The organism is Novosphingobium sp. PhB165 (assembly GCF_004341845.1).
In the GTDB taxonomy this organism is placed as follows: Bacteria; Pseudomonadota; Alphaproteobacteria; order Sphingomonadales; family Sphingomonadaceae; genus Novosphingobium.
The window spans coordinates 451686-473578 of sequence record NZ_SLVB01000001.1 but is presented as its reverse complement, the minus strand read 5'-3'; the positions used below and the strand labels follow the sequence as shown (position 1 = coordinate 473578).

Genomic DNA, 21893 nt, shown 5'->3' with positions numbered 1-21893 from the left:
ATCAGGCGTTCACATCGACGATGTACCGGCCCTTGACCTCACCGGACATGAACTTCTTCGCAGCCTCGATGGCTTCGCCCAGACCGATGGTCTGGCCGATGGTCTCCAGCGCGGCCGGATCGAGATCCTTGGCGAGGCGATCCCAGGCCTTCAGGCGCTTGGCCTTGGGCGCCATGACGCTGTCGATGCCGAGCAGCGAGACGCCGCGCAGAATGAAGGGCATGACGGTCGACGGCAGGTCGAAGCCCTGCGCCAGACCGCAAGCGGCAACCGCGCCGCCGTACTTGGTCTGCGCGATGGCATTGGCGAGCGTGTGGCTGCCGGCCGTGTCGATGACACCCGCCCAACGCTCCTTCTGGAGCGGCTTGCCCTTTTCGGCGAGTTCGGCGCGATCAATGATGGTCTCGGCGCCGAGCGACTTGAGGTAGTCCGCTTCGGAAGCCTTGCCGGTCAGCGCGGCGACCGAGTAGCCCAGCTTCTTGAGAATGGCGATGGCCACCGAGCCGACGCCGCCGGTGGCGCCGGTCACGAGGATCTCGCCCTGATCGGGCGTCACGCCCCAGTCGACCAGTGCATCGACGCAAAGCGCGGCGGTGTAACCGGCGGTGCCGATCGCCATGGCCTGTGCCGGGGTGAATGCGGCGGGCAGCGGCACCAGCCAGTCACCCTTGAGCTTGGCCTTCTGCGACAGGCCGCCCCAGTGGCCTTCGCCCACGCCCCAGCCGTTGAGCACGACGGTATCGCCGGCCTTCCAGTCGGCATGGCTGCTTTCGGTCACGGTGCCGACGAGGTCGATGCCGGGCACCATCGGGAACTTGCGCACGACGGGCGAAGCGCCGGTAACGGCAAGGCCGTCCTTGAAATTGAGCGTCGAGAAAGCGACGTCGATAGCGACATCACCTTCGGGCAGCGCGCTCTCGTCGAGCTGCTGGAGAGTGACCGTCTGGCCCTCGTCGGTCTTGTCGATCACGATAGCGGAAAACATGGCATACTCCCTCAGGGTTGGGCTGGCTCTTGCCCTACGATGCAGGCCCAAGCTGAAAGGGAATATGCGCCGCTCCGTCAATGCCGCTGCCCCACGCCATCGCCTAGGCGAAGCGGCATCACGGACGGGGTATCGGCTGAGGTGGTGAAGTCGCACTCCGCCCTCGCCCCCTTCCTCGTCATTGCGAGCGCAGCGAAGCAATCCAGAGCCGGGCTCACTCCGCTCTGGATTGCTTCGCTGCGCTCGCAATGACGATGGGTTGGTGGAGTGGGAGGCTCTAGGCAGGCTGCCTCAGCCGCCCGGAGAAACCCCATGCGCCGCCAGCAGGTCCGCGACCTTCGGGAAGGCCTTGGCCCGCATCGTACCGTACATCGAAAGCCGCAGAATTTCGCGCGAATAGCGGCGTGACAGCTCGCGGCGCTCGCCCTCCCCGGCGGCATGGGCGCGCGCGAGGATCGGCCAGAAGAACACGCCGGCAAGGTTCATCACTGAATAGACCTCGAAGTCGATGCCCGGCTCGGCCAGATCGGTGCCCGCGAAACGGCCCAGCGATCCGCAATATTCCCGCCAGAACGGGTCCTGGGAAGGATCGGGCGAGGCCAGCACTTGCTGGAGCCAGACGCGGCAAATATCGGGGTTATCCATCGCGAAGTCGCACAGCCGATCGGTGAGCGAGACCACGTCCACTTCTTCCACGCGGCGTTCGCCGACCGTCTCGGGATCGCCGAAAACGGCGCGAAAAAGCTTGTCGGAGACCCACTGGATGGCGGCCTCGATCAGCTTTTCGCGCGTCTCGAAATGCTGGTAGGCGGTACCGCGATTGACGGCGGCGAGATGGGCGACGGCGGAAAGGCTGACCCCCTCGGGCCCGTCCTTGGCAAGCAGGTTGGCCGCGGCGTCGAGAATGGCGGCCCGCGTCGCGACCGGGTCGCGCGTCCTGCGCCGTATTCTTGCCTCCATGCTCGCCCCTCCTTGATTGAACGGGCGAGCATAGCGGCAGGCTTAGTAAACGACAATGTTGATTAGCTTGTCCTCAGAGGAAGTCCTTGACCTTCTCCAGCACCAGCGCTGCATGTTCCTTACGGCAGATCAGCAGATCCGGCATATAGACGTCCTCGCGGTTATAGACCAGCGGGCTGCCGTCGATCCGCGAGACATGCAGGCCCCAGCCCTGAGCGACAGCGGCGGGGGCGCAGCTGTCCCATTCGTACTGACCGCCGGAGTGGAGGTAGATATCCGCCTCTCCGCGAAGGATCGCCATGGCCTTGGCCCCGGCCGAGCCCATCGGTACCAGTTCGGCCCCGATGGCTTCGGCCACGCCGGTCGCTTCCTTGGCAGGACGCGTACGGCTGACGACCATACGCAGCACTTCCGGCGCGGGCGGCACTTTGCCCGGCTGGTCCGAGCGCAGGACTACCCCTGCCCCCGGCAACGCAACCGCGCCAAGCACCGGTGCACCGTCCACCGCCATGCCGATGTGAACCGCCCAGTCGGCACGCTCCTCACCATATTCGCGGGTGCCGTCGACCGGGTCGACGATCCACACCCGCTCCTTGGTCAGGCGCTCGGCATTGTCCTTCTCCTCTTCGGAGAGCAGCCCGTCTTCGGGCCGCTGCTCGCGAAGGGCGTGGCAGAGGAACTGGTTGGCGGTCTGATCCCCCGCCTTGCCCAGCGACTTGCCTTCGAACAGGCCGGATGCCCGCACGTCGAGCAGGATTTTCCCTGCCACTTCCGCGAGATGCGCGGCGAGATCGCCGTCATTCGCCATCGTCATCAAGCGTCTCCCAGCAAGGTGTCGACGATCAGGTTGGCCGCGTCTTCCGGCGAGATCGCCGTGGTGTCGATGCGGATTTCCGGATTGCGCGGCGCCTCGTAGGGGCTGTCGATACCCGTGAAGTTCTTCAGTTCGCCCGAACGCGCCTTCTTGTAGAGGCCCTTGACGTCGCGCGCCTCGGCCACCTTCAGCGGCGTGTCGATGAACACTTCGAAGAACTCGCCTTCCGGCAGCATCGCCCGCACCATCTCACGATCCGCCTGGAACGGCGAGATGAAGGCGGTGATCACGATCAGGCCGGCGTCGGTCATCAGCTTCGAGACTTCGCCCACGCGGCGGATATTCTCGATGCGGTCGGCCTCGGTGAAGCCCAGATCCTTGTTGAGCCCATGGCGCACGTTGTCGCCATCGAGCAGGAAGGTGTGCCGGTTCATCCGGTGCAGCTTCTTCTCGACAAGGTTGGCGATGGTCGACTTGCCCGAGCCCGAAAGACCGGTGAACCACAGCACCGCCGGACGCTGGTTCTTGAGACCGGCGTGCTGCTTGCGATCGATGTCCACGGCCTGCCAGTGCACGTTCTGCGAACGGCGCAGCGAGAAGTGGATCATGCCCGCCGCCACCGTGGCGTTGGTCATCTTGTCGATCAGGATGAAGCCGCCGAGCGTGCGGTTGTCGGCATAGGCCTCGAACACGATCTGCTTGTCGGTGGTCAGTTCCGCCACGCCGATCGAGTTCAGCTCCAGCGTCTTGGCCGCCAGATGCTCCATCGTGTTGACGTTGACTTCGTACTTCGGCTCCTGAACCGTTGCCGACACGACCTGCGTGCCGATCTTCAGCCAGTAGGCGCGGCCGGGCACCATGGCCTCGTCCGCCATCCACACGAAAGTCGCCTCGAACTGATCGGCGGTCTGCGGCGGGCTGTCGGCGACCGAGATCACCGAACCGCGCGAACAATCGATCTCATCCGCGAAGCAGACGGTGACCGACTGGCCGGCAACCGCTTCTTCCAGATCGCCGTCATAAGTGACGACGCGGGTGATCGTGCTGGTCTTGCCCGAAGGCAGGACGCGGATCTTGTCGCCCGCCTTCGCCGAACCGGTGGCGATCAGGCCCGAGAAACCGCGGAAGTCCAGGTTCGGACGGTTCACCCACTGCACCGGCAGACGGAACGGCTTGTCGGCATCGACCGAGGAGAGAACCTCCACCGTTTCCAGATGCTCGACCAGCGGGATACCCGCGTACTGCGGCGCCTTGTACCACGGGGTCTTTTCCGAGAGCGTGGTGATGTTGTCGCCCTTGAAGCCCGAGATCGGCAGCGCGGTGAAGTTTTCGATGCCGATCGAAGTGGCGAACTCGGTATAGTCCGCGACGATCTTGTCGAAGACCTCCTGGCTGTAATCCACGAGGTCCATCTTGTTGACCGCAAGGACGATGTTCTTGATGCCGATCAGGTGGCACAGATACGAGTGGCGGCGCGTCTGCACCAGCACGCCCTTGCGCGCATCGATCAGGATCACCGCAAGGTCGGCGGTGGAGGCACCGGTGACCATGTTGCGGGTGTACTGTTCGTGGCCCGGGCAGTCGGCGACGATGAACTTGCGCTTCTCGGTGTTGAAGAAGCGATAAGCAACGTCGATGGTGATGCCCTGCTCGCGCTCTGCGGCAAGACCGTCGACCAGCAGCGCGAAGTCGATCTCCTGGCCCTGCGTGCCCACCTTCTTGGAGTCCGACTGGAGCGCGTCCAGCTGGTCCTCGAAGATCATCTTCGAATCGTAGAGCAGGCGCCCGATCAGGGTGGACTTGCCGTCGTCGACGCTGCCGCACGTGATGAAGCGCAGCATCGTCTTGTGCTCGTGCTGGACGAGGTATGCGTCGATATCGTCCGCGATCAGCTGATCGGTGACGTAGACGGCTTCTTTGGTTTCAATATCAGCCATGATCAATCTCTCTCCGCTCGCCCTTGAGTCCCGAATTTATCGAAGGATCGAAGGGCATTGGCGCATCGCTCAGGGGGCTCTAACAAGCACACCCTGAGCGGGAACAGGGAACGGGGTCTTAGAAGTAGCCTTGCTGCTTCTTGACTTCCATGCCGGCACCGCCGGCGTCCTTGTCGATGGCGCGGCCCTGCCGCTCGGATGTGGTGGTGAGGAGCGTTTCCTGAATCACTTCGGGAAGCGTCTTCGCCTCGCTCTCCACCGCGCCGGTCAGCGGGTAGCAGCCGAGCGTGCGGAAACGGATCGAGCGTTCGACCGGTACTTCACCCGGCTGAAGCGGGAAGCGTTCGTCGTCCACCATCAGCAGCATGCCGTCACGCTCCACGGTCGGGCGCTTTTCGGCGAAGTAGAGCGGCACGATGGGGATGTCGTTCAGGTGGATGTACTGCCAGATGTCCAGCTCGGTCCAGTTGGAGATCGGGAAGACGCGGATCGATTCACCGCGCGACTTCTTGGCGTTGTAGAGGTTCCACAGTTCCGGGCGCTGGTTCTTCGGGTCCCAGCCGTGCGAGGAGGTGCGGAACGAGAAGATGCGCTCCTTGGCGCGGCTCTTTTCCTCGTCGCGGCGGGCGCCGCCGAAGGCCGCATCGAAGCCATACTTGTCGAGCGCCTGCTTCAGCCCTTCGGTCTTCCACATATCGGTGTGGAGCGCGCCGTGGTCGAAGGGATTGATGCCCTTCTCGATGGCTTCGGGGTTCTGGTAGACCAGCAGTTCCATGCCGCTCTCACGCGCCATCTTGTCGCGCAGTTCGTACATCGCCTTGAACTTCCACGTCGTGTCGACGTGAAGCAGCGGGAACGGCGGCGGCGATGGATAGAACGCCTTGCGCGCAAGGTGCAGCATCACTGCGCTGTCCTTGCCGACCGAATAGAGCATCACCGGCTTTTCAGCTTCGGCGACGACTTCGCGGATGATGTGGATGCTCTCGGCTTCGAGACGCTCCAGATGCGTGAGTGTTTTCATCAGGTCTTCCTCTGCCCTGGGCTCATGCCCGTTGGCTGGGTTTCAAACAGTCCCGATTCCGAATCGCAGGGATGACATTCGCGCGAACCTCCCATATGGGAGGGTATGGCCCTAACCAGCAACGACGAGACCGATCTCCTGATCCCGCTCTTTCAAGGAAATGCCGAAAATCCGCGCTTTTCGACATTTCTGGAAAGATTGCGTCGTCGCACGCAGGCCGATTACGTCAGCCTGATCCTTCGCATGGGCGATGGGCCACACGCTGCGATTGTCGAAAGCTATGCCGGAATCGACTTGCGCAAACGTACCCGCGAGTCGGAACAGGCTGGGCCGTTCGACCTCGACCGCTACCTCTACGACAGCCTGCGGCCGGGGCGGGTCTATTCGATCGGGGAGATGATCGATCACGACCCCGTGGCGCGCGCGGATCGCAACCGGCGCATGGCGAAGCTTGGCATCGGAGACGAGCGCGTGGTGCGGATCGCCAGTGGCGAACGCTACAGCGCATGGTTGATGATGGCGCGCGCACGTGAGTGCTCGGCGGCGGACAGCGCCTTGCTTTCCAGCCTGGCGCCTTACGTGGCCATCGCGGTCGAAAATCTCGTGGCGATGGACCGCGACCGGCTTTCCGCGCGGATCAACGCCATGGGGCTGGAGCGCACCGGCAAGGGCTGGATGCTGCTCGACGCCGAAGCGCGCGTGCTCGCGGCCGATCCAGCACTGGCGGAATTCTGGCAAGCGCACTGCGGCGCGGCGCTGCGTCCGGGTGAGCGCGTGCTGGGCCTGGACCTCGCCGCCGAGCGCAAGCTGGCGGCCATCGCGACGGAAATGACACAGGACCGTACATTGTCTGCGCGACCGCTACTTCTGCGGGACAATCCGCATATCGAAGCGCTGCTGATGCCCGCCGAGAATGCCGAGGCCCTCGCGGCACCGGCAATCCTGGCGCTCTGCACCCTACCCCGGCCGCATTCGGATCATAGCGCCGAGCGACTGGCCGAAATCTTCGATCTGCCTCGGCGCGAGGCGGAGCTGGCGATGGCGCTGACGGACGGCCACTCCATCGCCGAAGCGGCGGAGCGCATGGGCCTGACGCTGGAAACGGCGCGCAATTACTCCAAGCGACTCTATGCCAAGCTGGGCGTGCGCGGGCAGGCCGAACTGGTGCGGCTGGTTTATGAGAGCAGCGCAGTGATGGCGTAACGGGCGCTTTCCCAACGCTGCGCCCCAAAACCACCCTCAAACCCAAAAACTTCGTCGCCCCCGCGCAGGCGGGAACCCCGCTTCCTTTTTGCGTCCTAGCGCAAGGCCAGAAGAACAAGCGGGGTCCCCGCCTTCGCGGGGACAACGGAGTATTGGACTGAGAGGATGTGCTTGGACTGAATAACCCAGCCCTCATCAATCGCTGAGCTTGGCCTCCATCGCGCCGATCTCCGAACGCAGCCACATCGTCTCGGACAGGTTCTTGCCGCCCGAAGCCGCCAGCAGCGCCTCATGCGCCGCCTTGCGCACGGTCAGCACCGCCGCATTGTCCGGCTCGGCACTGAGGGCGATATCGGTCAGATGCACAGCCTCCAGCGGAGCGCCCGCATCCAGCTTCGCCTGCGCCCGTTCGGCCAACTTCGCCGCACCGCCGGCCAGTTCGACCAAATCGGCATCCACGCTCGAACGCGGCACGCCGTAAAGCGCGGTGGTACCGTCCTCATAGTGCAGCCAGCCCGAATACTCGCGCCAGATCGACTTCACCGCCCAAGCCGCCTTGCCGTGGAATTCGCCGATCTCCAGTCCCTCGGGCCAGGCGAATTCGCGCATCAGCCTGTGCACGTCCTTGCCCGCCTTCATGCCTTCCAGCGTATAGTCGCGCACATAGCTGACCGCAGCGTGCATTCTGTCGAGATCGGCGCGGATGCGTTCGGCACCGCGAATGGCCTCGCCATGCCCGGTAACGACGATCTCGGCCCCAAGGTCGCGGATCGTCTCCAGCGACTTCAGGTAATTGCGCACCAGACGCGGCTTGTCGCCGCGCAGGGTGTTGAGGAACGGCATCGACAGCCAGACCGGCCCGAAGACATTGCCGGTGAAGGCGATCTTCTCCTTGGACATCCAGACCGTGAGCGAGTCGATGGTCTCCCCCTCCGGCGTGGAGATCAGTTCGAACGTGCGCCCGCCAAGATCGATAGTCAGGCGGCGATCGACCAGAATGTCCGGAACCACATTCGGCGCCGGCTTGGGCGAACCGCCGCGCTTGAGCGTCGATCCCCAGAGCTTCCCGCTCCTCGGCCCGAAGAAGGGCTGAAGGCTCATCATGTCCGAAAGTGCTTCATTGAAGCCCGGACCGCCGACCACTTGCGTGCCGTCTTCCAGGAATTCCGGCACGCCGCCGAAGTGATCGGCATGGCTCTGGGTAAGGATGATGAAGGCCAGCGGACCAGTGCGCGGCGGGGTCAGCAGGCGCTTGGTGCGCTCCGCATTGTCCATGAAGCCGGTATTGATCACGACATCGCCCTCGGACGTCGTCACGAGGTAGGCGTTCGAGATATCGTTCGCCTGGAAGACGAAATCGGTGATCGCGATGGCTTCGGCCTGCTCGTCGCCCGAGCGGACCAGACCTGCCAGCTTCGGCCCGGCGTCCTTCACACTGTCAGCACTTGGCATTTCAAGCCTCCTCGATACCGATCATGACTTTGGCGGACTGCGGCGTCGCAGCGATTTCCAGGCCCTTCATGATCTCGCTGAACGGCAGCTTGTGACTGATCATCGCCGCGATCTTGTCCTTCAGGCGCGGCATGGCGGCGATCACTTCGGGCATTTCGGTCGGGTAGCCGACCGCCGTGGTGATCGTCATTTCGCTGGTCAACATGCGGCCGACCGGGAACTCGATGGGCCGCATGTAGGCCGCCGTGATGACGAGCTTGGCGTGAAGCTTGGCCATCATGATCACTTCGGTGAGGATGTTCGGCGCGCCTGCCGCGTCGATGAAGGCATCGGTGCCCACGCCCACACGGCCATAGCTCGGCACTTCGCCGTGGAGCTTCGCCAGTTCCGCGCGAAGATCGACCTTGCTCGGATCGAGTGCCGCCTGCACGCCAAGCGCCCGCGCGCGCTCCAACCGTTCCTCGGAAAGATCGAGCGCCACCACGTCAGTCACGCCGCGATCGATCAACCAGAGCAGCATGCCAAGGCCGATCGGCCCACAGCCGAACACGACAACCTTGTCGCCCGGCTTCACGTCCGCGCGGTTGACGCCGTGCATGGCGACCGCCAGCGGCTCGCACATGGCGGCGACGTCATAGGAAATGCCCTCGGGGATCGGCAGGATCGAATCGCCCAGCCGTGCCTCGCGCACCAGCAGTTCCTGCGTGAACGCACCTTCCGGGCCGCCCGAGCCGATGTTGCTGGGCGTCATCATAGGATTGACGATCACCGGATCGCCCACCGAGATGCCTGCGACTTCGGCGCCGACTTCCATGACCTCACCCGCACCTTCATGGCCCAGCGCGGTCTCCACGCCCGGCGGAATCCCGCCCATCTTGATGTAGGACAGGTCCGATCCGCAAATGCCGACCGACTTCATCTTGACGACCACGTCCTTCGGCCCGGCCACCGGGCGTTCGTAAGCATCGACGCGAACATCGCCGACGCCGTGGATCTTGAGCAGTTCCATTGCTTCTCTCCTCTTCCGGTCGCTCAGGGGCGAACCATGTAGCCGCCGTCGATCGTGACCGTCTCGCCGGTCATGAACGAGCTGGCGTCTGAGCAAAGGTAAGCGCCAATGCCTTCGAAGTCCGCCGGATAGCCGGTGCGCTTCATCGGAATCGTCGGCGCGAAATGCGCCGCCACGGCATCGGCGCGGGCGCCCTCGCCCATCATCGGAGTGATGATAAGACCCGGCGCGACCACGTTGGCGCGAATGCCGAGCGGCGCGAGTTCGATGGCAAGGCAGCGCACCGCCGCGGCAATCGCCGCCTTGGACGAGGCATATTCCATCTTGCCCGCAAGGCCCTGGAACAGCGAAAGCGAACCGCAGGCGACAAGACTGCCGCCGCTCTGATCGCCCGCTTCCACACGCTCCTTCATCAGCCGCGCCGCTTCGCGCAGAGTGAAGAAAGCGCCGTGCAGCGCGGTCTTCTGGAATTCATACCAGTGATCGGTCGGCATCTCGAACGCCGAGTTGTAGCGGGGGCTGGCGCCAGAGTTCGCGAAAACGCAGTCCACGCGGCCGAAGTCCGCCATCACCTGCTGGTAGCCGGCGATGATGTTGGCTTCTTCCGAAACGTCCACCTGATAGGCGATCACCTTGCCCGCGCCCGCTGCTTCCAGCTCAGCCTTGGCCTTGGCGCTCTTTTCAGCATTGCGTGCCCAGATCGCCACATCGCCGCCCATCTTGGCCACGCCCATGGCAAAGCCGAAGCCGATGCCGCCGTTACCACCGGTCACCACCGTCACCTTGCCCGTGCAGTCAAAAAGGCCCTTGGCCATCATTCTCTCCTCGATCCCGTTACCGGCCTTCTTGCCGGCACTTTCGTTGGCGCGATGTTTCCCGTGGGCGGCTTGTCCCGCAAGCTTGGCAATCATAGAATTCAGGCCCTATCCAAGCGTCAGGGACACGAATTCGGGCCAGAGACCCGACTGGTCCGGGAGAGCCTGCAATGACCGAAAGCCGCTCCGTCCATACGCCGACAATGATCGTCGATGCGGAGCTTTGCGCCGCTGGAATTACCGCGCAGATCGTGCGTTTCGACATTCCCGAGCCGACCGACAACCGCCACGCCGTGGCCGCCGGCTATCACGTCAACATGTGCCTGACCCCGCGCCCGCTGGAATCGCGCGGCGGCTATCGCGAGCGCTGGGGCCCGCACCGTTTCGAGCGGCTTGGCGACATATTCGTGATCCCGCCCGGCGAGTCGCTCTACATTCGCGGCGGCAGCGGCCGTCAGGCTTCGCTGGTCTGCACCATCGACACTTCGCTCGTGCATGACCTGCTGGGCCGCGACCTGCCGTGGGACGATGCGCATTTGGCCGCCGCGCTCGACATCGGCAGCGCACAAGTGCGCGCGCTGCTGTTTCGGATCACCGCCGAAGTGCGCCACCCCGGCCTTGCCTCTCAGCGCATGCTGGAACTGCTGGGCAGCGAACTCGCCATCGAACTGGTCCGCTATGGCCTTGAAGTCTCCGAAAGGCCGATGACCGGCGGCCTGTCCGGTTGGCGCCTGCGACTGATCGAGGAGCGACTGGCGAACGACCTCACCGCGCCGCCGCTCAAGGAACTGGCCGATTCGTGCGGGCTTTCGGTACGCCAACTCACGCGCGGTTTTCGCGTCAGCCGTGCCTGCTCGATCGGCGACTATATCGAACAGCGCCGCATGGAAGCGGCCAAGCGCCTGCTGATGGAGGGCGAAAGCGTGAAGACCATCGCCTTTGCCATGGGTTTCGCCTCGCCTTCCAGCTTCACCTTCGCGTTCCGCCGCGCGGTGGGCGCCAGCCCCAGCACGTTCCGCCAGCGGCAGGGACGCGCGCTTGGCTCGATGGCCTCCGTCGCAGCCTAGTCGCTCGGCCGGTCTTGTCCCGGATTCGACATATAGACCCGATCTGACGCACCAGCCGCATTGCCAATCGGCCCCGCGCACAGGCTAACTCATGCCCATGAGGTCGCCGCAGCGGCCCGGACCGAGACACGGGAAAGAGGATTACGAAATGGCCGAGCAACTCACGGCGAACAAGCTCGTCGGCGACGCTCTCGTAGAACAGGCGATGAAGGACACCGGCATCCGGGACTTCGACAATGACACCTGGCGCGAAGGCTTCGATGTCTTCGTGAACGACTTCAACGCCGGCATCGCGCGCGGGCAGTACACCGAAGGCGGCATCGGCCGCGCCACTGCGGATACGCTCCACTACCTGCGCGGCCGCCTGAAGATTTCGGACTATCTGCGCCAGAATCCCGAACTGCTCAGCCGCCCGGTCGAAAAGCCGGTCTTCGTGATGGGCGTGCCGCGCACCGGCACCACCCTGCTCTCCAACCTGCTGGCCGCCGATCCGGCGCGCCGCTCGCCGCTGACCTGGGAAATCGACGATCCGGTGCCGCCGGTCGCCTCCAGCGATCTGCTGACCACCGATCCGCGCGCGCAGGCCCGTCTGGCGCAGGAAAAGGCGATGCTCGAAGCCAATCCGGCCATGGGCAAATACTATCGCGGCTCGGCCGTCTATCCGAACGAGTGCGTGTTCTTCATGGCGCACGACTTCAAGACGCTGATGATCGATTCCAAGGGCAAGCTGCCGGGCTACAAGGAATTCATCTTCTCCTGCGACATGACCAGCGCCTACGAATACCACAAGAAGTTCCTGCAGGTTCTCCAGCAGAACGCCGGCGGCGTGTGGAACGTGAAGAAGCCCAGCCACGCGCTGTGGCTGGAGACGATCTTCAAGGTCTATCCGGACGCCCGCGTGCTTTGGGCGCACCGCGATCCCTTCTCGGCCACCGCCTCGCTCTGCTCGATCATCTCGCTCAGCCACATGGCCCACATGGGCAAGCCGGATACGGCGTGGCTCAAGGAGAACTACACCTGGCAGGCGGCCGAGCACGCCAACCGGATCATGGATTTCCGCGACAAGTACGGCGAGGACAAGATCATCGACGTCCATTACGCCGACATGACCGCCGACCCGATCGGCGCGATGAAGAAGGTCTATCAGCAGCTTGGCGACGAGTGGACGGCCGAGGCAGAAGCCGGCATCCAGAAGTGGGTGGATGACAACCCGCAGGACAAGTTCGGCAAGCACGAATACAAGTTGGCGCAGTACGGCATCGAGAAGGCGGAGCTTGAATCGCTCTTCGAACGCTACCTCTCACGTTACGACGTCGCGCGCGAAGGCTGAACCGCCGCCCGCCTCCCTATCCCATCGCCCCCGCTTTCGGGGGCGATGGCCGTTGAGGCCGGACCCAAAAAAAAATTGAGGAGAGACTGATGCTCGAAGGCCGCCACTACCAAAACGCTTATATCTGCGACAATCTGGAAGCCGGTATCGACCTGTTCCGCGGGCGCGGGCTGACCCGCGAACCGGTCATTATCCCGGTCGACCAGCAGGTACTGACGCCGCAGGGCCTGAAGCGCCAGAAGGGCCGGATCTGCTTCATCTGGATCGGCGAACTCCAGATCGAACTGATCGAGAACGAGATCGACGAAGTGGGCATCTACGCTAACTGCCTGTCCAACGGCGGCCCGCTGCGCTTCCACCACGTCTGCTTCGCGGTCGACAACTGGGCGGACTTCCGCTCGCGCGTCGATGCGCAGGAATTCCCGCTGGCGATGGAGCGTCCGGAAGGCGACGATCCGAACGCGCTGAAGTTCCTCTACCTCGATGCCCGCAAGGTCTTCGGGCACTACATCGAATATACCTGGATGCCCGAAGCCATGTGGCAGCAGATCAGGAAAATGTGATCGGCATCGTGCCGTCGGCTCGTACGGCGGCACGGCCCACTGCCTCTCGTGCGATGCGGTAGGCGTTGGGTTCGGTAATGTTCAGCCGGGCACGCGCCACATCGAGCGGTTCGGCGAGGAGACGTTCATAGTCTTCACCCGGCAGCCATGCGGCGTTCTTGCCCCGGCGATAGCCTTCGCGAATCGCCCGCAGAACCAGCTTGCCGCCGCGCGCCCGCAGCGCCTTCAGCGCTCCGCCAAGCGCGATGAACCCCCAGCCCAACCCGCGCGTCTGCGCATAGGAAAAGGCAACCAGGCAAAGCTCGCCCAGCGGCTCATCGGCACGATAGCCGGTGAGCACGTGCCAAATGTCATGGGTGTCGCGCATGCGCCGGCCGTACCAGAGATAGGGATGACGCAAGTTGAGATCGACACCGTCGATCTTGCTCACTTCGGCAAGCCCGGTGGCGGAATAGCCGGTCTTGCGCAGGAATTCGGCATAAGCCGCGCCCACGGTGCCTTCGCGGAACTGGGCGATGAAGGCCGGGTCCGAAAAACGCTCGGCCAGTTCCACCCGCTCATAGGCAAGGCGGCCGCCTTGGGCCGTGCCCATCAACCGCAGATAGCCTGCCTTCGCCGTGCCTGCATTGAGCGCGCGCATGATGCGAAAGACCTGCGCCGTATCGTTGGCATCGGCCAGCAGGCGGCGCAGCGCCTTGAAGGCGGTGCCCCAATCGCGGCGGTCAGGGATCACGGTCGAGATTTCCGGTGTCATCATTCAGTCCTTGGACAGATGCCGATGACGGTAGTAATATGAGCAATGCTCATGTTCTGAAACTCGCGTTAGACACACTCTCTCATGACCGAAAAATCGCCCGAAAATCCGCCGGTCAAGACGCGAAAACCGCGTCAGGGCCGTGCCGTGCACAAAGTGGAACTCATGTTGGAGGCAGCCATGCGGCTGCTCGACGCGAAGGGCTATGACGGCTTCACCACCAATGCCGTCGCCGAAACGGCGGGCGTGAGCATCGGCACGCTCTACCAGTACTTTCCCAACAAGGAATCGATCCTCGACAGTCTCGCCGATCGCGAGATGAACGCGCTGTCGGAACGGATTCTCAGCGTTCTGGCCGATCAGGCCACGGTATCGGTGCGCGAGCGCGTGGGACTGATCGTGCGCGCCGTCGCGGCGGCCTATGGCGACCGGCGCCGCGTACACCGGCTGCTGATGGAGCGCTCACTGGCAAGAGGCACGCACCGGATGGCGCCGCTGCTCGAACATCTGACCACCCTGCTCTCATCGCCTTCCGGCCCTACCGCGCCGGGTAGAAACCGCAGGCTGACGCGGGGAGAGGCCTTCGTACTCACAACGGCCTTCGTCGGCGTCCTACGCGCGATGATCATGCGCCCCGAAACCGCGCCGAGCGATGCAGAGATCGAGGACGGACTGGTTCGGCTAGTGATGGGCTATGCCGATCTCGCGAGACCGGTTCAGGCGGGTTCGGACACCACTTCGCCGTAAAGCGTGGTGCGCTGCTTCAGCGTGCGGCCAACGCTTTCCGCCGCCGTGCGCAGCTCCGCGATCGTCACCCCTTGCCCGTGCGCAGCCCCTGCCGCACGGCTGATGCTTTCATCCATCAGCACGCCGCCAAGGTCGTTGGCACCCGCCGCCAGCATGGCAGCCGCGCCGTCCATGCCCAGTTTCACCCAAGAGCACTGGATGGAGTTGATAGCCCCGTTCAGCGCCAGACGCGCCACCGCGTGCATCATCACCGCCTCACGCCAGGTCGGCCCCTTGCGGCATTGCCCGCGCCGGTAGAACGGCGCCTCCATATGGACGAGCGGCAGCGGCACGAACTCGGTAATGCCGCCGGTATCGAGCTGGAGATTGCGCAAAGCCAGCAAATGCCGCGCCCAGTGCTCGATGCCTTCGAGGTGGCCGAACATCACGGTGGAGGTCGTCGGCAGGCCGACACGGTGCGCAGTTCCCACCACGTCCAGCCATTCCTGCGTGGTCAGCTTGCCCGGACAGATCTGCTCGCGAATGTCGTCGCAAAGGATCTCGGCCGCCGTGCCGGGGAGCGAGCCCAGCCCCGCGTCCTTCAGCATCGCCAGATAGTCCCGCACCGGCATGCCCAACGTGCGCGCGCCCTGGCTGACTTCCAGCGGGGAGAAGGCGTGGACATGAAGGTCCGGGCACGCCGCCTTCACTTCGCGCAGGATCGAAAGGTAGGTTTCGCCGGTATAGCTTGGGTGGATGCCGCCTTGCAGGCAGACTTCGGTCGCCCCGCGCTCCACCGCTTCGCGGGCGCGACCGGCGACTTCGGACAAGTCGAGATTGTAGGGCTTGTCGCGGAAACCCGCCTTGCTGCTGGTCTTTGAGAAGGCGCAGAACGAGCAAGTGTGGGTGCAGATATTGGTGTAATTGATGTTGCGATTGACGACGTAAGTCACGGTATCGCCGCTGACTTCGGCGCGCAGCGCGTCAGCCGCAGCCACCACCGCCTGCGCCGCCGCGCCGCGCGTGGCGAAAAGGGCGACGATCTCGTCCTCGCTCAGCGTCACCCCGCTCGCCGCGCGGTCGAGGATACGATGGAGCGAGGCTGCCACCGGCCCGGCATGAAACTGCCCCAGCGGAGCGCGAACACTGCCCGGTGCATGCTGATCGGCCAGACCGGGGCTCCAGACGCTGTCTCGCGCCAGCCCCTCGGCATCGGCATGGCGCAACACTGCCGGCCGGATCGCCGGATCGAGCCATGAGTGGTCCTCGCTCATCACGAAGCGCGGATAGATCGTCAGGCGCTCGACCAGCGGCAGGCCCTTGGCCGCACAGATCGCGCGCAGCCGCTCCACTTCGGGCCAGGGCGCTTCCGGGTTCACATGATCGAGCGTGACCGGGGAAATACCGCCCCAGTCGTCGATCCCGGCGTCGATCAGTTCGACCAGACGCTCATCATTGAGATTGGGCGGCGCCTGTACCGAGACTTCGTCCGGCAGCAGGATGCGCGCGGCGGCGACCACGCGCAGGAAATCTGCCTCGCTCGCCTCCGGCGCGCGGGCCATCTTCGTGCCCGGCTTGGGGCAGAAGTTCTGGACGATCACTTCCTGCAAATGGCCGTGTTCGCGGTGCAGATCACGCAGAGCAATCAGCGCGTCGATCCGTTCTTCCGCCGTCTCGCCGATTCCGATCAGCACGCCGCTGGTCATCGGCACCCCCGCGCGACCGGCCGCCGCCAGCGAGGCGAGCCGCACCGCCGGCACCTTGTCGGGCGAGCCATGGTGGCACATGCCCTTTTCCAGCAGCCGCTCCGACGTGCTTTCCAGCATGAGCCCCGCCGAAGCCGCGACCGAGCGCAGCATCCGGCAGTCCTCTTCCTCCAGTACGCCAGCGTTGACGTGCGGCAGCAGGCCGGTTTCCTTCAACACCAGTTCGGCGCAGTGGCGCACGTAATCGATAGTCCGCGCAAAGCCCCGCTCCGCCAACCAGTCGCGCGCGGCGGCATAACGGCGCTCCGGAGCATCCCCCAGCGTGAACAGCGCCTCCCGGCAGCCCGCAGCGGCCCCCGCGCGGGCGATGTCCAGCACTTCCTCAGGCGTGAGGTAAGGCGCTTCAAGCCGCGAAGGCGTCGTCGCGAAGGTGCAATAGTGGCAGACGTCGGTGCAAAGGCGCGTCAGCGGGATGAAGACCTTGGGCGAATAGGTCATCCGGGCCGGACCACGCGCATCGCGTCTGGCGCGTGCCCGGCCGGTGACCTCCTCCAGCGGAGCGGCCAGCAACCATGCCTTCATCTGGCGGGTCTCATCCTGCATCTGCTCACCCTTCAGATGCCTGCGAGGGCAAGCACCTCCTTCGCGAGCCTTGCCCTGTCGGCGGCTTCGCGCATCATTGTCGTCGTCACGGTGACGCTGAGGCCCCGTGCCTGCAAGCCAGAGACATCGGCCTCATCGGCATGGTCGATCAAGAGGTGATCGAGAAGATCGCTGTAGTGATGCGCGATGGCCGCATTGCTTACCGCCTGGCCACGCTCGGCCAGCATCTTGGCCAGCGGGCCCTTCACCGAGGTTCCGCCGACAATCGGAGAGACCGCGATCAGCGGCACCTGCCGCTCCGCCAAGGTCGCCCGCACGCCGTCGACGGCGAGGATCGGATCGACACTGAGGAACGGGTTGGACGGGCAGACGACCACGGCGGCAAGGTCGTCCCGCGCCAATGCGGCGGCAAGACCCGGTGATGGTTTTGCGCCCGGTGTGCCCTCGAACCGCACATCCGACACCGCGGGGCCGCATTGCTCGCCCACGAACCAGCGCTGGAACGGCGTCCATCCCGCTTCGGTCAAGACTTCCGTGCGCACCGGATCGTCGCTCATCGGCACGACCGCGTGAGCGATCCCGAGTTCGCGCGTCAGCCGCGCCGTCACTTCAGAAAGCGTCTCACCTGCCCGCAGCCGCCATGACCGCGCGATGTGCATCGCCATGTCGCGGTCGCCGAGGTTGAACCACCCCTCCTCGCCCAGCGCACGGAGCATGGCCATGGTCTGCCACGTCTCGTCCTTCACACCCCAACCGCGCTGCGTGTCATTGAGCCCGGCAAGCGCGTAAGTTACAGAATCTATGTCAGGACAGACAGTTAAACCAAGATGCTCGAAATCGTCGGCGGTATTGACGACGATCGTGAGATCCCCCGGCGCCATGACCGCAGCAAGCCCCGCCGCCAGCTTCGCCCCGCCCACGCCGCCCGAAAGCGCAAGGATGTGCTTTCTGCTCATCGGAACATGTCCTGCTCCATGGGCCTCAATCCGCCGATTGCACCGGGCCCGTCTTCCTCGGTCACCCAGCGCTCGCAGCCGCGCACCAGCGCGACCGGAGTGCCCTCCGCGCCCTCGCCCATCGCCAGTGCCGCCATCGCCGCAACCGAGTCCGCAATCCCGATCACCGTGGCCTGAAGCGTGCGGCCATACAGATCCTGTGCGCGCCCACGGCGATCCTCCAGCACCGTCAGCCCCGCGCAGCCGATGGCCGTGCCGAGCGTGCCGATCCGCCATGCCCGCCCCATCGAATCCGCGATCACCACGCCGATCCGGACTTGAGACCTTTTCTGAAGTTCGGCCCGCAGCGCCCGCGCCGAAGCATCGGGATCGACCGGCCAGAGCAGCACGCGTCCTTCCTGTCCCCCTTCGACATTCGAGGCATCGATCCCGGCATTGGCGAGCACGTGCCCGGTGCGATGCACCGCAATCACCGCGGCCGGCGTGCGGCGCAGGATCTCGGCACTCTCGTCAAGGATCGCCTGCATCATCGACGCATCGCGCCCGGTTGCGCGGGCGAGTTCATGTGCTTTCTCAGAAGCCTCGAACGCGGCAAGATCGCGCGTGCGCCCTTCCACCTTGGAGACGATCTTCTGCGCCACCACGCAGATATCGCCGTCGCGGAACCGGTCGCCCTCAGCCTCAAGGCTCGCGCATATCGCTTGCGCTATCGACATATCCGTAGCGAACATGGGCAATCCGGCCAGCGGTCGTACGGTCAATTCTGGATTTCGCTTCATCGGACCTCCCGAACCCCGTGTCTAAAGCCGCCGCGCCGTAAACGACAATGATGACAAACAAGAATTCGCGGGAGAGATAATCTGATGGCAGCGATCGCGGTGATCGGCGGAACCGGTGCGCTTGGCAAAGGTATCGCTCGCAGGCTCGTCGGAGCCGGGCATGAGGTGACGATCGGGTCGCGCACTGCGGACAAGGCGCGGGCGACGGCAGAGGAACTGGGCGCAGCAGGCTTTGCCGAGAATGGTGAGGCCGCGAAAGGCAAGGATGTGGTGATCGTCACTGTGCCCCACGCCTCGCAGGGCGATACGCTGCGCCAGATCGCGGGCGTGGTCGGCTCTGCCGTGGTCGTGGACACCACCGTGCCGCTGGTCCCGCCCAAAGTCATGCGCGTGCAGCTTCCCGCCGAGGGTAGCGCCGCCATGCAGGCCCGCGAACATCTGGGGCCGGACGCGCGGCTCGTCACGGCGTTTCACAACGTCTCGGCCCACCATCTCGACAGCGACCATGCGATCGACTGCGACGTGCTGGTCTTCTCGGACGACGTCGAGGCGCGCCAGACGGTGGTCGATCTCTGCCCGGGCATGGGCCTGCGCGGGCTCTCCGGCGGGGCGCTCGCCAATTCGGCAGCGGCCGAGGCGCTGACCTCGATCCTCATCTACATGAACAAGACCTACAAGGCCGACGGGGCCGGGATACGGTTCACCAACCTCACGGCAGCCCCCCAAGTACCGTGAGCTGCTGGGCGCTCATCCCGATCAAGGCGCCGGGACTGGGCAAGACACGACTGGCGACGGCGCTCGACCCGGACGAGCGCGAGGCTCTGGTGGAAGCCATGTTCCGGCACGTGCTGGACGTGACGCGATCCTCTCGGAGGATCAAGCGCGTCTGCGTGCTTGGTCCGCCGCGCGCGAACCTTGGCAGCGGGATCCTGCGCATCGACGATGCCGGGCCGGACCTCAACGGCGCAATATCCTCGGCATTGGCTGCGATCACGGCGGCGGGTCCGGACCGCATCGTGATCGTCCCGGCCGATCTCCCCGGCCTGACCACCGAGGACCTCGACCGGCTGGCCACTCTGCCCGACAACACGATGGGCATCGCCCCGGACCGCCATCGCACCGGCACCAATGCCCTCTCGCTGCCCTTGCCCGCAGGGGCATGGCTTCCTTTCGCGTTCGGTGAGAACAGCTTCTCAAATCATTGTAATGAAGCTGTAAATCTAAGCCTTACCGTGGAGACGATCCTCTCCTGCGGACTGGAGAAAGATATAGACGACCCTCTCGATCTCGCTGATGCTGTCCGCCTGTTGAGACGCGTGTTCATAGCCGGAACCAACCGCAGACCGCGCGCGCAAGGCCGAATACGGCCGGCATGATGGGGAGAACGGGTGTGGATGGCTCTGTCATCGACCTAACGGGAAAAGTCGCGTTCATCACCGGCGGCGGCGGCGGAATCGGGCGTTCCATCGCCCTTTGCCTCGCCGACATGGGCGCGGACATCGCGATACTGGAAGTGATTCCCGAACGCTGCGAGCAAGTCGCCGAAATGGTCGAGGCGCGGGGGCGCAAGGCCCTCTGCATCGCCGGCAATGCGATGGACGTGGACGTCGTGCAAAACGCGGTGACCGAGGCGGCGCGCCATTTCGGCAGACTGGACGTGCTGGCGAACAACGCCGGCGGCGTGACACGGCGGCCTTTCGTCGACCTTGTCGAGAAGAACTGGCGCCGCCATATCGACCTCAATCTGGTCTCCAACCTCGCCGCCACGCAGGCTGCCGTGCCGATCATGATCGAAAGCGGCAGGGGCGGCTCGATCATCAACGTCACCAGCATCGAAGCCTCGCGCGCGGCGCCGGGCTATGCGGTCTATGCGGCCTGCAAGGCGGGGATCAACAACCTCACCCGCACGCTCGCGGTCGAACTTGCCCATCACCGCATCCGCGTGAACGCCATCGCGCCCGACTACACGGTGACGCCCGGCACGCGCGGCCAGTTTGCCGGAGCGGTGGATCCCAGCCTCTGGTACCAGCCCACCCCCGCGCAGGAGGAGGCAATCCGCCGCCGCATCCCGCTCGGCCGTGCCGGTGTGGACGAGGAATGCGGCCGCGTTGCCCTGTTCCTCGCCTCCGAAATGTCGAGCTACGTCACCGGGACGATCATCCCCGTCGATGGCGGCACCTGGGCCTCGGGCGGCTGGATCCGCAACGACCGCGAAGACTGGGTGCTGCCGCCCGAAGCCACCAATTGAAAGACCGCAAGCCATGACTTTCACGCTCAGCACCAGTCTGCCGTTCGACCGGATCGACAAGCCGGAGGAATACGGCACCATGGAAGCCGTGCACGAGATCGCGCGCACCGTGGAAAAGGCGGGCTTCTACGCCGGTACCGTCACCGATCACCCCGCGCCGTCATCGCGCTGGCTGGACGCAGGCGGGCACTATGCGCAGGATCCCTTCGTGATGCTCTCGCTGATCGGCGCGGTGACGACGAAGCTGCGGCTTCAGACCAACATCCTCGTCCTGCCCTATCGCAATCCCTTCGTGGTGGCACGCAGCGTGTCCTCGCTCGATCACTTCACGAATGGCCGCGTGATCCTTGGCCTGGGCGCGGGGTATCTCAAGGCGGAGTACAAGGCGCTCGGCGTCGATTTCGACAGCCGCAACGACCTCATGGACGAGTATATCACCGCCATGAAGCTGGCCTGGACGGGCGAGGATTTCACGTTCGAGGGCACCGGCTACACCGCGCTCGGCAATCGCATGCTGCCCACGCCCGCGCAAAAGCCGAACCCGCCGCTGCTGGTCGGCGGCAACTCCAAGCGCGCGCTGCGCCGCGCCGCAGAGATGGGCGATGCCTGGCATCCGTTCTTCGTGCCCAAGTCCGTGACCGACACCGCGCGCACCGCCAATCTCGAAGGTGACGACGATATCAGCGAAGCGATCGCCTACATGCGCGCCCATGCCGAGAAGATCGGCCGCGCCGAGCCGCCCAAGGTCATCGCTTCGTCCACGTACTCGATCAAGCAGGGCTGGAGCGCGCAGGAAGCGCTGGATCACTTCGCGCATCTGAAGTCGCTCGGCATCGATGCGGCCGGGGCGACGGTCTATGCCGATACGCGTGCGGAATATTGCGAACTCGCGCTGAAGTTTGGCGAGGAAGTGATTGCGAAGATTGATTTTTAAGGGAGCAGTTCAAGGCATTGGACGAGCGTTG

Annotated in this window: 20 protein-coding genes and 1 pseudogene; 9 read left to right on the top strand and 12 right to left on the bottom strand. The window is 64.6% G+C overall.

What is annotated here, in order from left to right; translation table 11 throughout:
• Position 1 precedes the first annotated feature (1 nt).
• The 5 genes and pseudogenes from EDF56_RS02300 to cysD all read right to left on the bottom strand — a co-directional run.
• Complete coding sequence (locus EDF56_RS02300; protein WP_132385107.1) at positions 2 to 985, bottom strand: MDR family oxidoreductase; 984 nt, start codon at positions 983 to 985, stop codon at positions 2 to 4.
• A gap of 291 nt (positions 986 to 1276) precedes the next feature.
• Complete coding sequence (locus tag EDF56_RS02295) at positions 1277 to 1945, bottom strand: TetR/AcrR family transcriptional regulator (RefSeq protein WP_132385106.1); 669 nt, start codon at positions 1943 to 1945, stop codon at positions 1277 to 1279.
• A gap of 73 nt (positions 1946 to 2018) precedes the next feature.
• Entirely contained in the window at positions 2019 to 2759 is a 741-nt protein-coding gene (locus tag EDF56_RS02290) for a 3'(2'),5'-bisphosphate nucleotidase CysQ (protein ID WP_132385105.1), read from the bottom strand.
• Positions 2759 to 4696 carry a sulfate adenylyltransferase subunit CysN gene (gene cysN / locus EDF56_RS02285; RefSeq protein ID WP_132385104.1) on the bottom strand — a complete coding sequence of 646 codons (1938 nt, stop codon included), beginning with the start codon at positions 4694 to 4696 and terminating at the stop codon, positions 2759 to 2761. Before cysN ends, EDF56_RS02290 begins: the two co-directional genes overlap by 1 nt.
• 118 nt (positions 4697 to 4814) lie before the next feature.
• A pseudogene (gene cysD / locus EDF56_RS02280) lies at positions 4815 to 5735 on the bottom strand (sulfate adenylyltransferase subunit CysD); the annotation flags it as partial.
• 87 nt (positions 5736 to 5822) lie between these two features.
• Here cysD and EDF56_RS02275 point away from each other — a divergent pair.
• Positions 5823 to 6920 (top strand): helix-turn-helix transcriptional regulator, encoded by a 1098-nt coding sequence (locus EDF56_RS02275; protein WP_132385102.1) that lies wholly within the window; start codon positions 5823 to 5825, stop codon positions 6918 to 6920.
• Between the two features lie 195 nt (positions 6921 to 7115).
• On the opposite strand, the gene EDF56_RS02270 is transcribed toward EDF56_RS02275, so the two are convergent.
• The 3 genes from EDF56_RS02270 to EDF56_RS02260 are packed head-to-tail and all read right to left on the bottom strand — an operon-like array spanning position 7116 to position 10196.
• The gene (locus EDF56_RS02270) at positions 7116 to 8372 is read right to left on the bottom strand and encodes an MBL fold metallo-hydrolase (protein WP_132385101.1); all 1257 of its coding nucleotides are present in this window, start codon (positions 8370 to 8372) and stop codon (positions 7116 to 7118) included.
• Between the two features lies 1 nt (position 8373).
• Complete coding sequence (locus EDF56_RS02265) at positions 8374 to 9381, bottom strand: alcohol dehydrogenase catalytic domain-containing protein (protein ID WP_132385100.1); 1008 nt, start codon at positions 9379 to 9381, stop codon at positions 8374 to 8376.
• Between the two features lie 23 nt (positions 9382 to 9404).
• Positions 9405 to 10196, bottom strand: a complete 792-nt coding sequence (locus tag EDF56_RS02260) for an SDR family oxidoreductase (protein ID WP_132385099.1) — start codon at positions 10194 to 10196, stop codon at positions 9405 to 9407.
• Between the two features lie 170 nt (positions 10197 to 10366).
• Between EDF56_RS02260 and EDF56_RS02255 the strand changes: the two genes are divergently transcribed.
• From EDF56_RS02255 to EDF56_RS02245, 3 genes are all read left to right on the top strand, one after another.
• Complete coding sequence (locus EDF56_RS02255) at positions 10367 to 11263, top strand: AraC family transcriptional regulator (RefSeq protein ID WP_132385098.1); 897 nt, start codon at positions 10367 to 10369, stop codon at positions 11261 to 11263.
• Positions 11264 to 11411: 148 nt separating this feature from the next.
• On the top strand, positions 11412 to 12593 hold the full coding sequence (locus EDF56_RS02250; RefSeq protein ID WP_132385097.1) for a sulfotransferase: 1182 nt from the start codon (positions 11412 to 11414) through the stop codon (positions 12591 to 12593).
• An 89-nt stretch (positions 12594 to 12682) separates the two neighbouring features.
• Positions 12683 to 13156 carry a VOC family protein gene (locus EDF56_RS02245; protein ID WP_132385096.1) on the top strand — a complete coding sequence of 158 codons (474 nt, stop codon included), beginning with the start codon at positions 12683 to 12685 and terminating at the stop codon, positions 13154 to 13156.
• Here EDF56_RS02245 and EDF56_RS02240 read toward each other — a convergent pair.
• Positions 13143 to 13910 carry a ubiquinone biosynthesis protein COQ4 gene (locus EDF56_RS02240; protein ID WP_243652338.1) on the bottom strand — a complete coding sequence of 256 codons (768 nt, stop codon included), beginning with the start codon at positions 13908 to 13910 and terminating at the stop codon, positions 13143 to 13145. The genes EDF56_RS02245 and EDF56_RS02240 overlap by 14 nt on opposite strands.
• An 84-nt stretch (positions 13911 to 13994) precedes the next feature.
• Here EDF56_RS02240 and EDF56_RS02235 point away from each other — a divergent pair, with 84 nt between their 5' ends.
• A complete protein-coding gene (locus EDF56_RS02235; RefSeq protein ID WP_132385094.1) occupies positions 13995 to 14657 on the top strand; it encodes a TetR/AcrR family transcriptional regulator in 663 nt (220 codons plus the stop codon).
• Here the strand turns inward: EDF56_RS02235 and cofH are convergent.
• The 3 genes from cofH to cofE are packed head-to-tail and all read right to left on the bottom strand — an operon-like array spanning position 14627 to position 18632.
• Complete coding sequence (cofH, locus tag EDF56_RS02230) at positions 14627 to 16945, bottom strand: 5-amino-6-(D-ribitylamino)uracil--L-tyrosine 4-hydroxyphenyl transferase CofH (RefSeq protein ID WP_132385093.1); 2319 nt, start codon at positions 16943 to 16945, stop codon at positions 14627 to 14629. The two genes, EDF56_RS02235 and cofH, sit on opposite strands and share 31 nt — an antisense overlap.
• 11 nt (positions 16946 to 16956) lie before the next feature.
• Entirely contained in the window at positions 16957 to 17901 is a 945-nt protein-coding gene (cofD, locus tag EDF56_RS02225) for a 2-phospho-L-lactate transferase (protein ID WP_132385092.1), read from the bottom strand.
• Positions 17898 to 18632, bottom strand: a complete 735-nt coding sequence (cofE, locus tag EDF56_RS02220; protein ID WP_243652337.1) for a coenzyme F420-0:L-glutamate ligase — start codon at positions 18630 to 18632, stop codon at positions 17898 to 17900. The genes cofD and cofE overlap by 4 nt, the downstream gene beginning before the upstream one ends.
• 132 nt (positions 18633 to 18764) lie before the next feature.
• Between cofE and npdG the strand changes: the two genes are divergently transcribed.
• The 4 genes from npdG to EDF56_RS02200 are packed head-to-tail and all read left to right on the top strand — an operon-like array spanning position 18765 to position 21862.
• Positions 18765 to 19415: an NADPH-dependent F420 reductase gene (gene npdG / locus EDF56_RS02215; RefSeq protein WP_132385090.1), complete on the top strand. Its 651-nt coding sequence runs from the start codon at positions 18765 to 18767 to the stop codon at positions 19413 to 19415.
• Positions 19412 to 20056, top strand: coding sequence for a 2-phospho-L-lactate guanylyltransferase (gene cofC, locus EDF56_RS02210; protein ID WP_132385089.1), 645 nt, complete (start codon positions 19412 to 19414; stop codon positions 20054 to 20056). The genes npdG and cofC overlap by 4 nt, the downstream gene beginning before the upstream one ends.
• Before the next feature lie 14 nt (positions 20057 to 20070).
• Complete coding sequence (locus tag EDF56_RS02205) at positions 20071 to 20928, top strand: SDR family oxidoreductase (RefSeq protein WP_243652336.1); 858 nt, start codon at positions 20071 to 20073, stop codon at positions 20926 to 20928.
• A 13-nt stretch (positions 20929 to 20941) separates the two neighbouring features.
• Positions 20942 to 21862: an LLM class F420-dependent oxidoreductase gene (locus tag EDF56_RS02200; RefSeq protein WP_132385088.1), complete on the top strand. Its 921-nt coding sequence runs from the start codon at positions 20942 to 20944 to the stop codon at positions 21860 to 21862.
• The last annotated feature ends 31 nt before the right edge of the window (positions 21863 to 21893 follow it).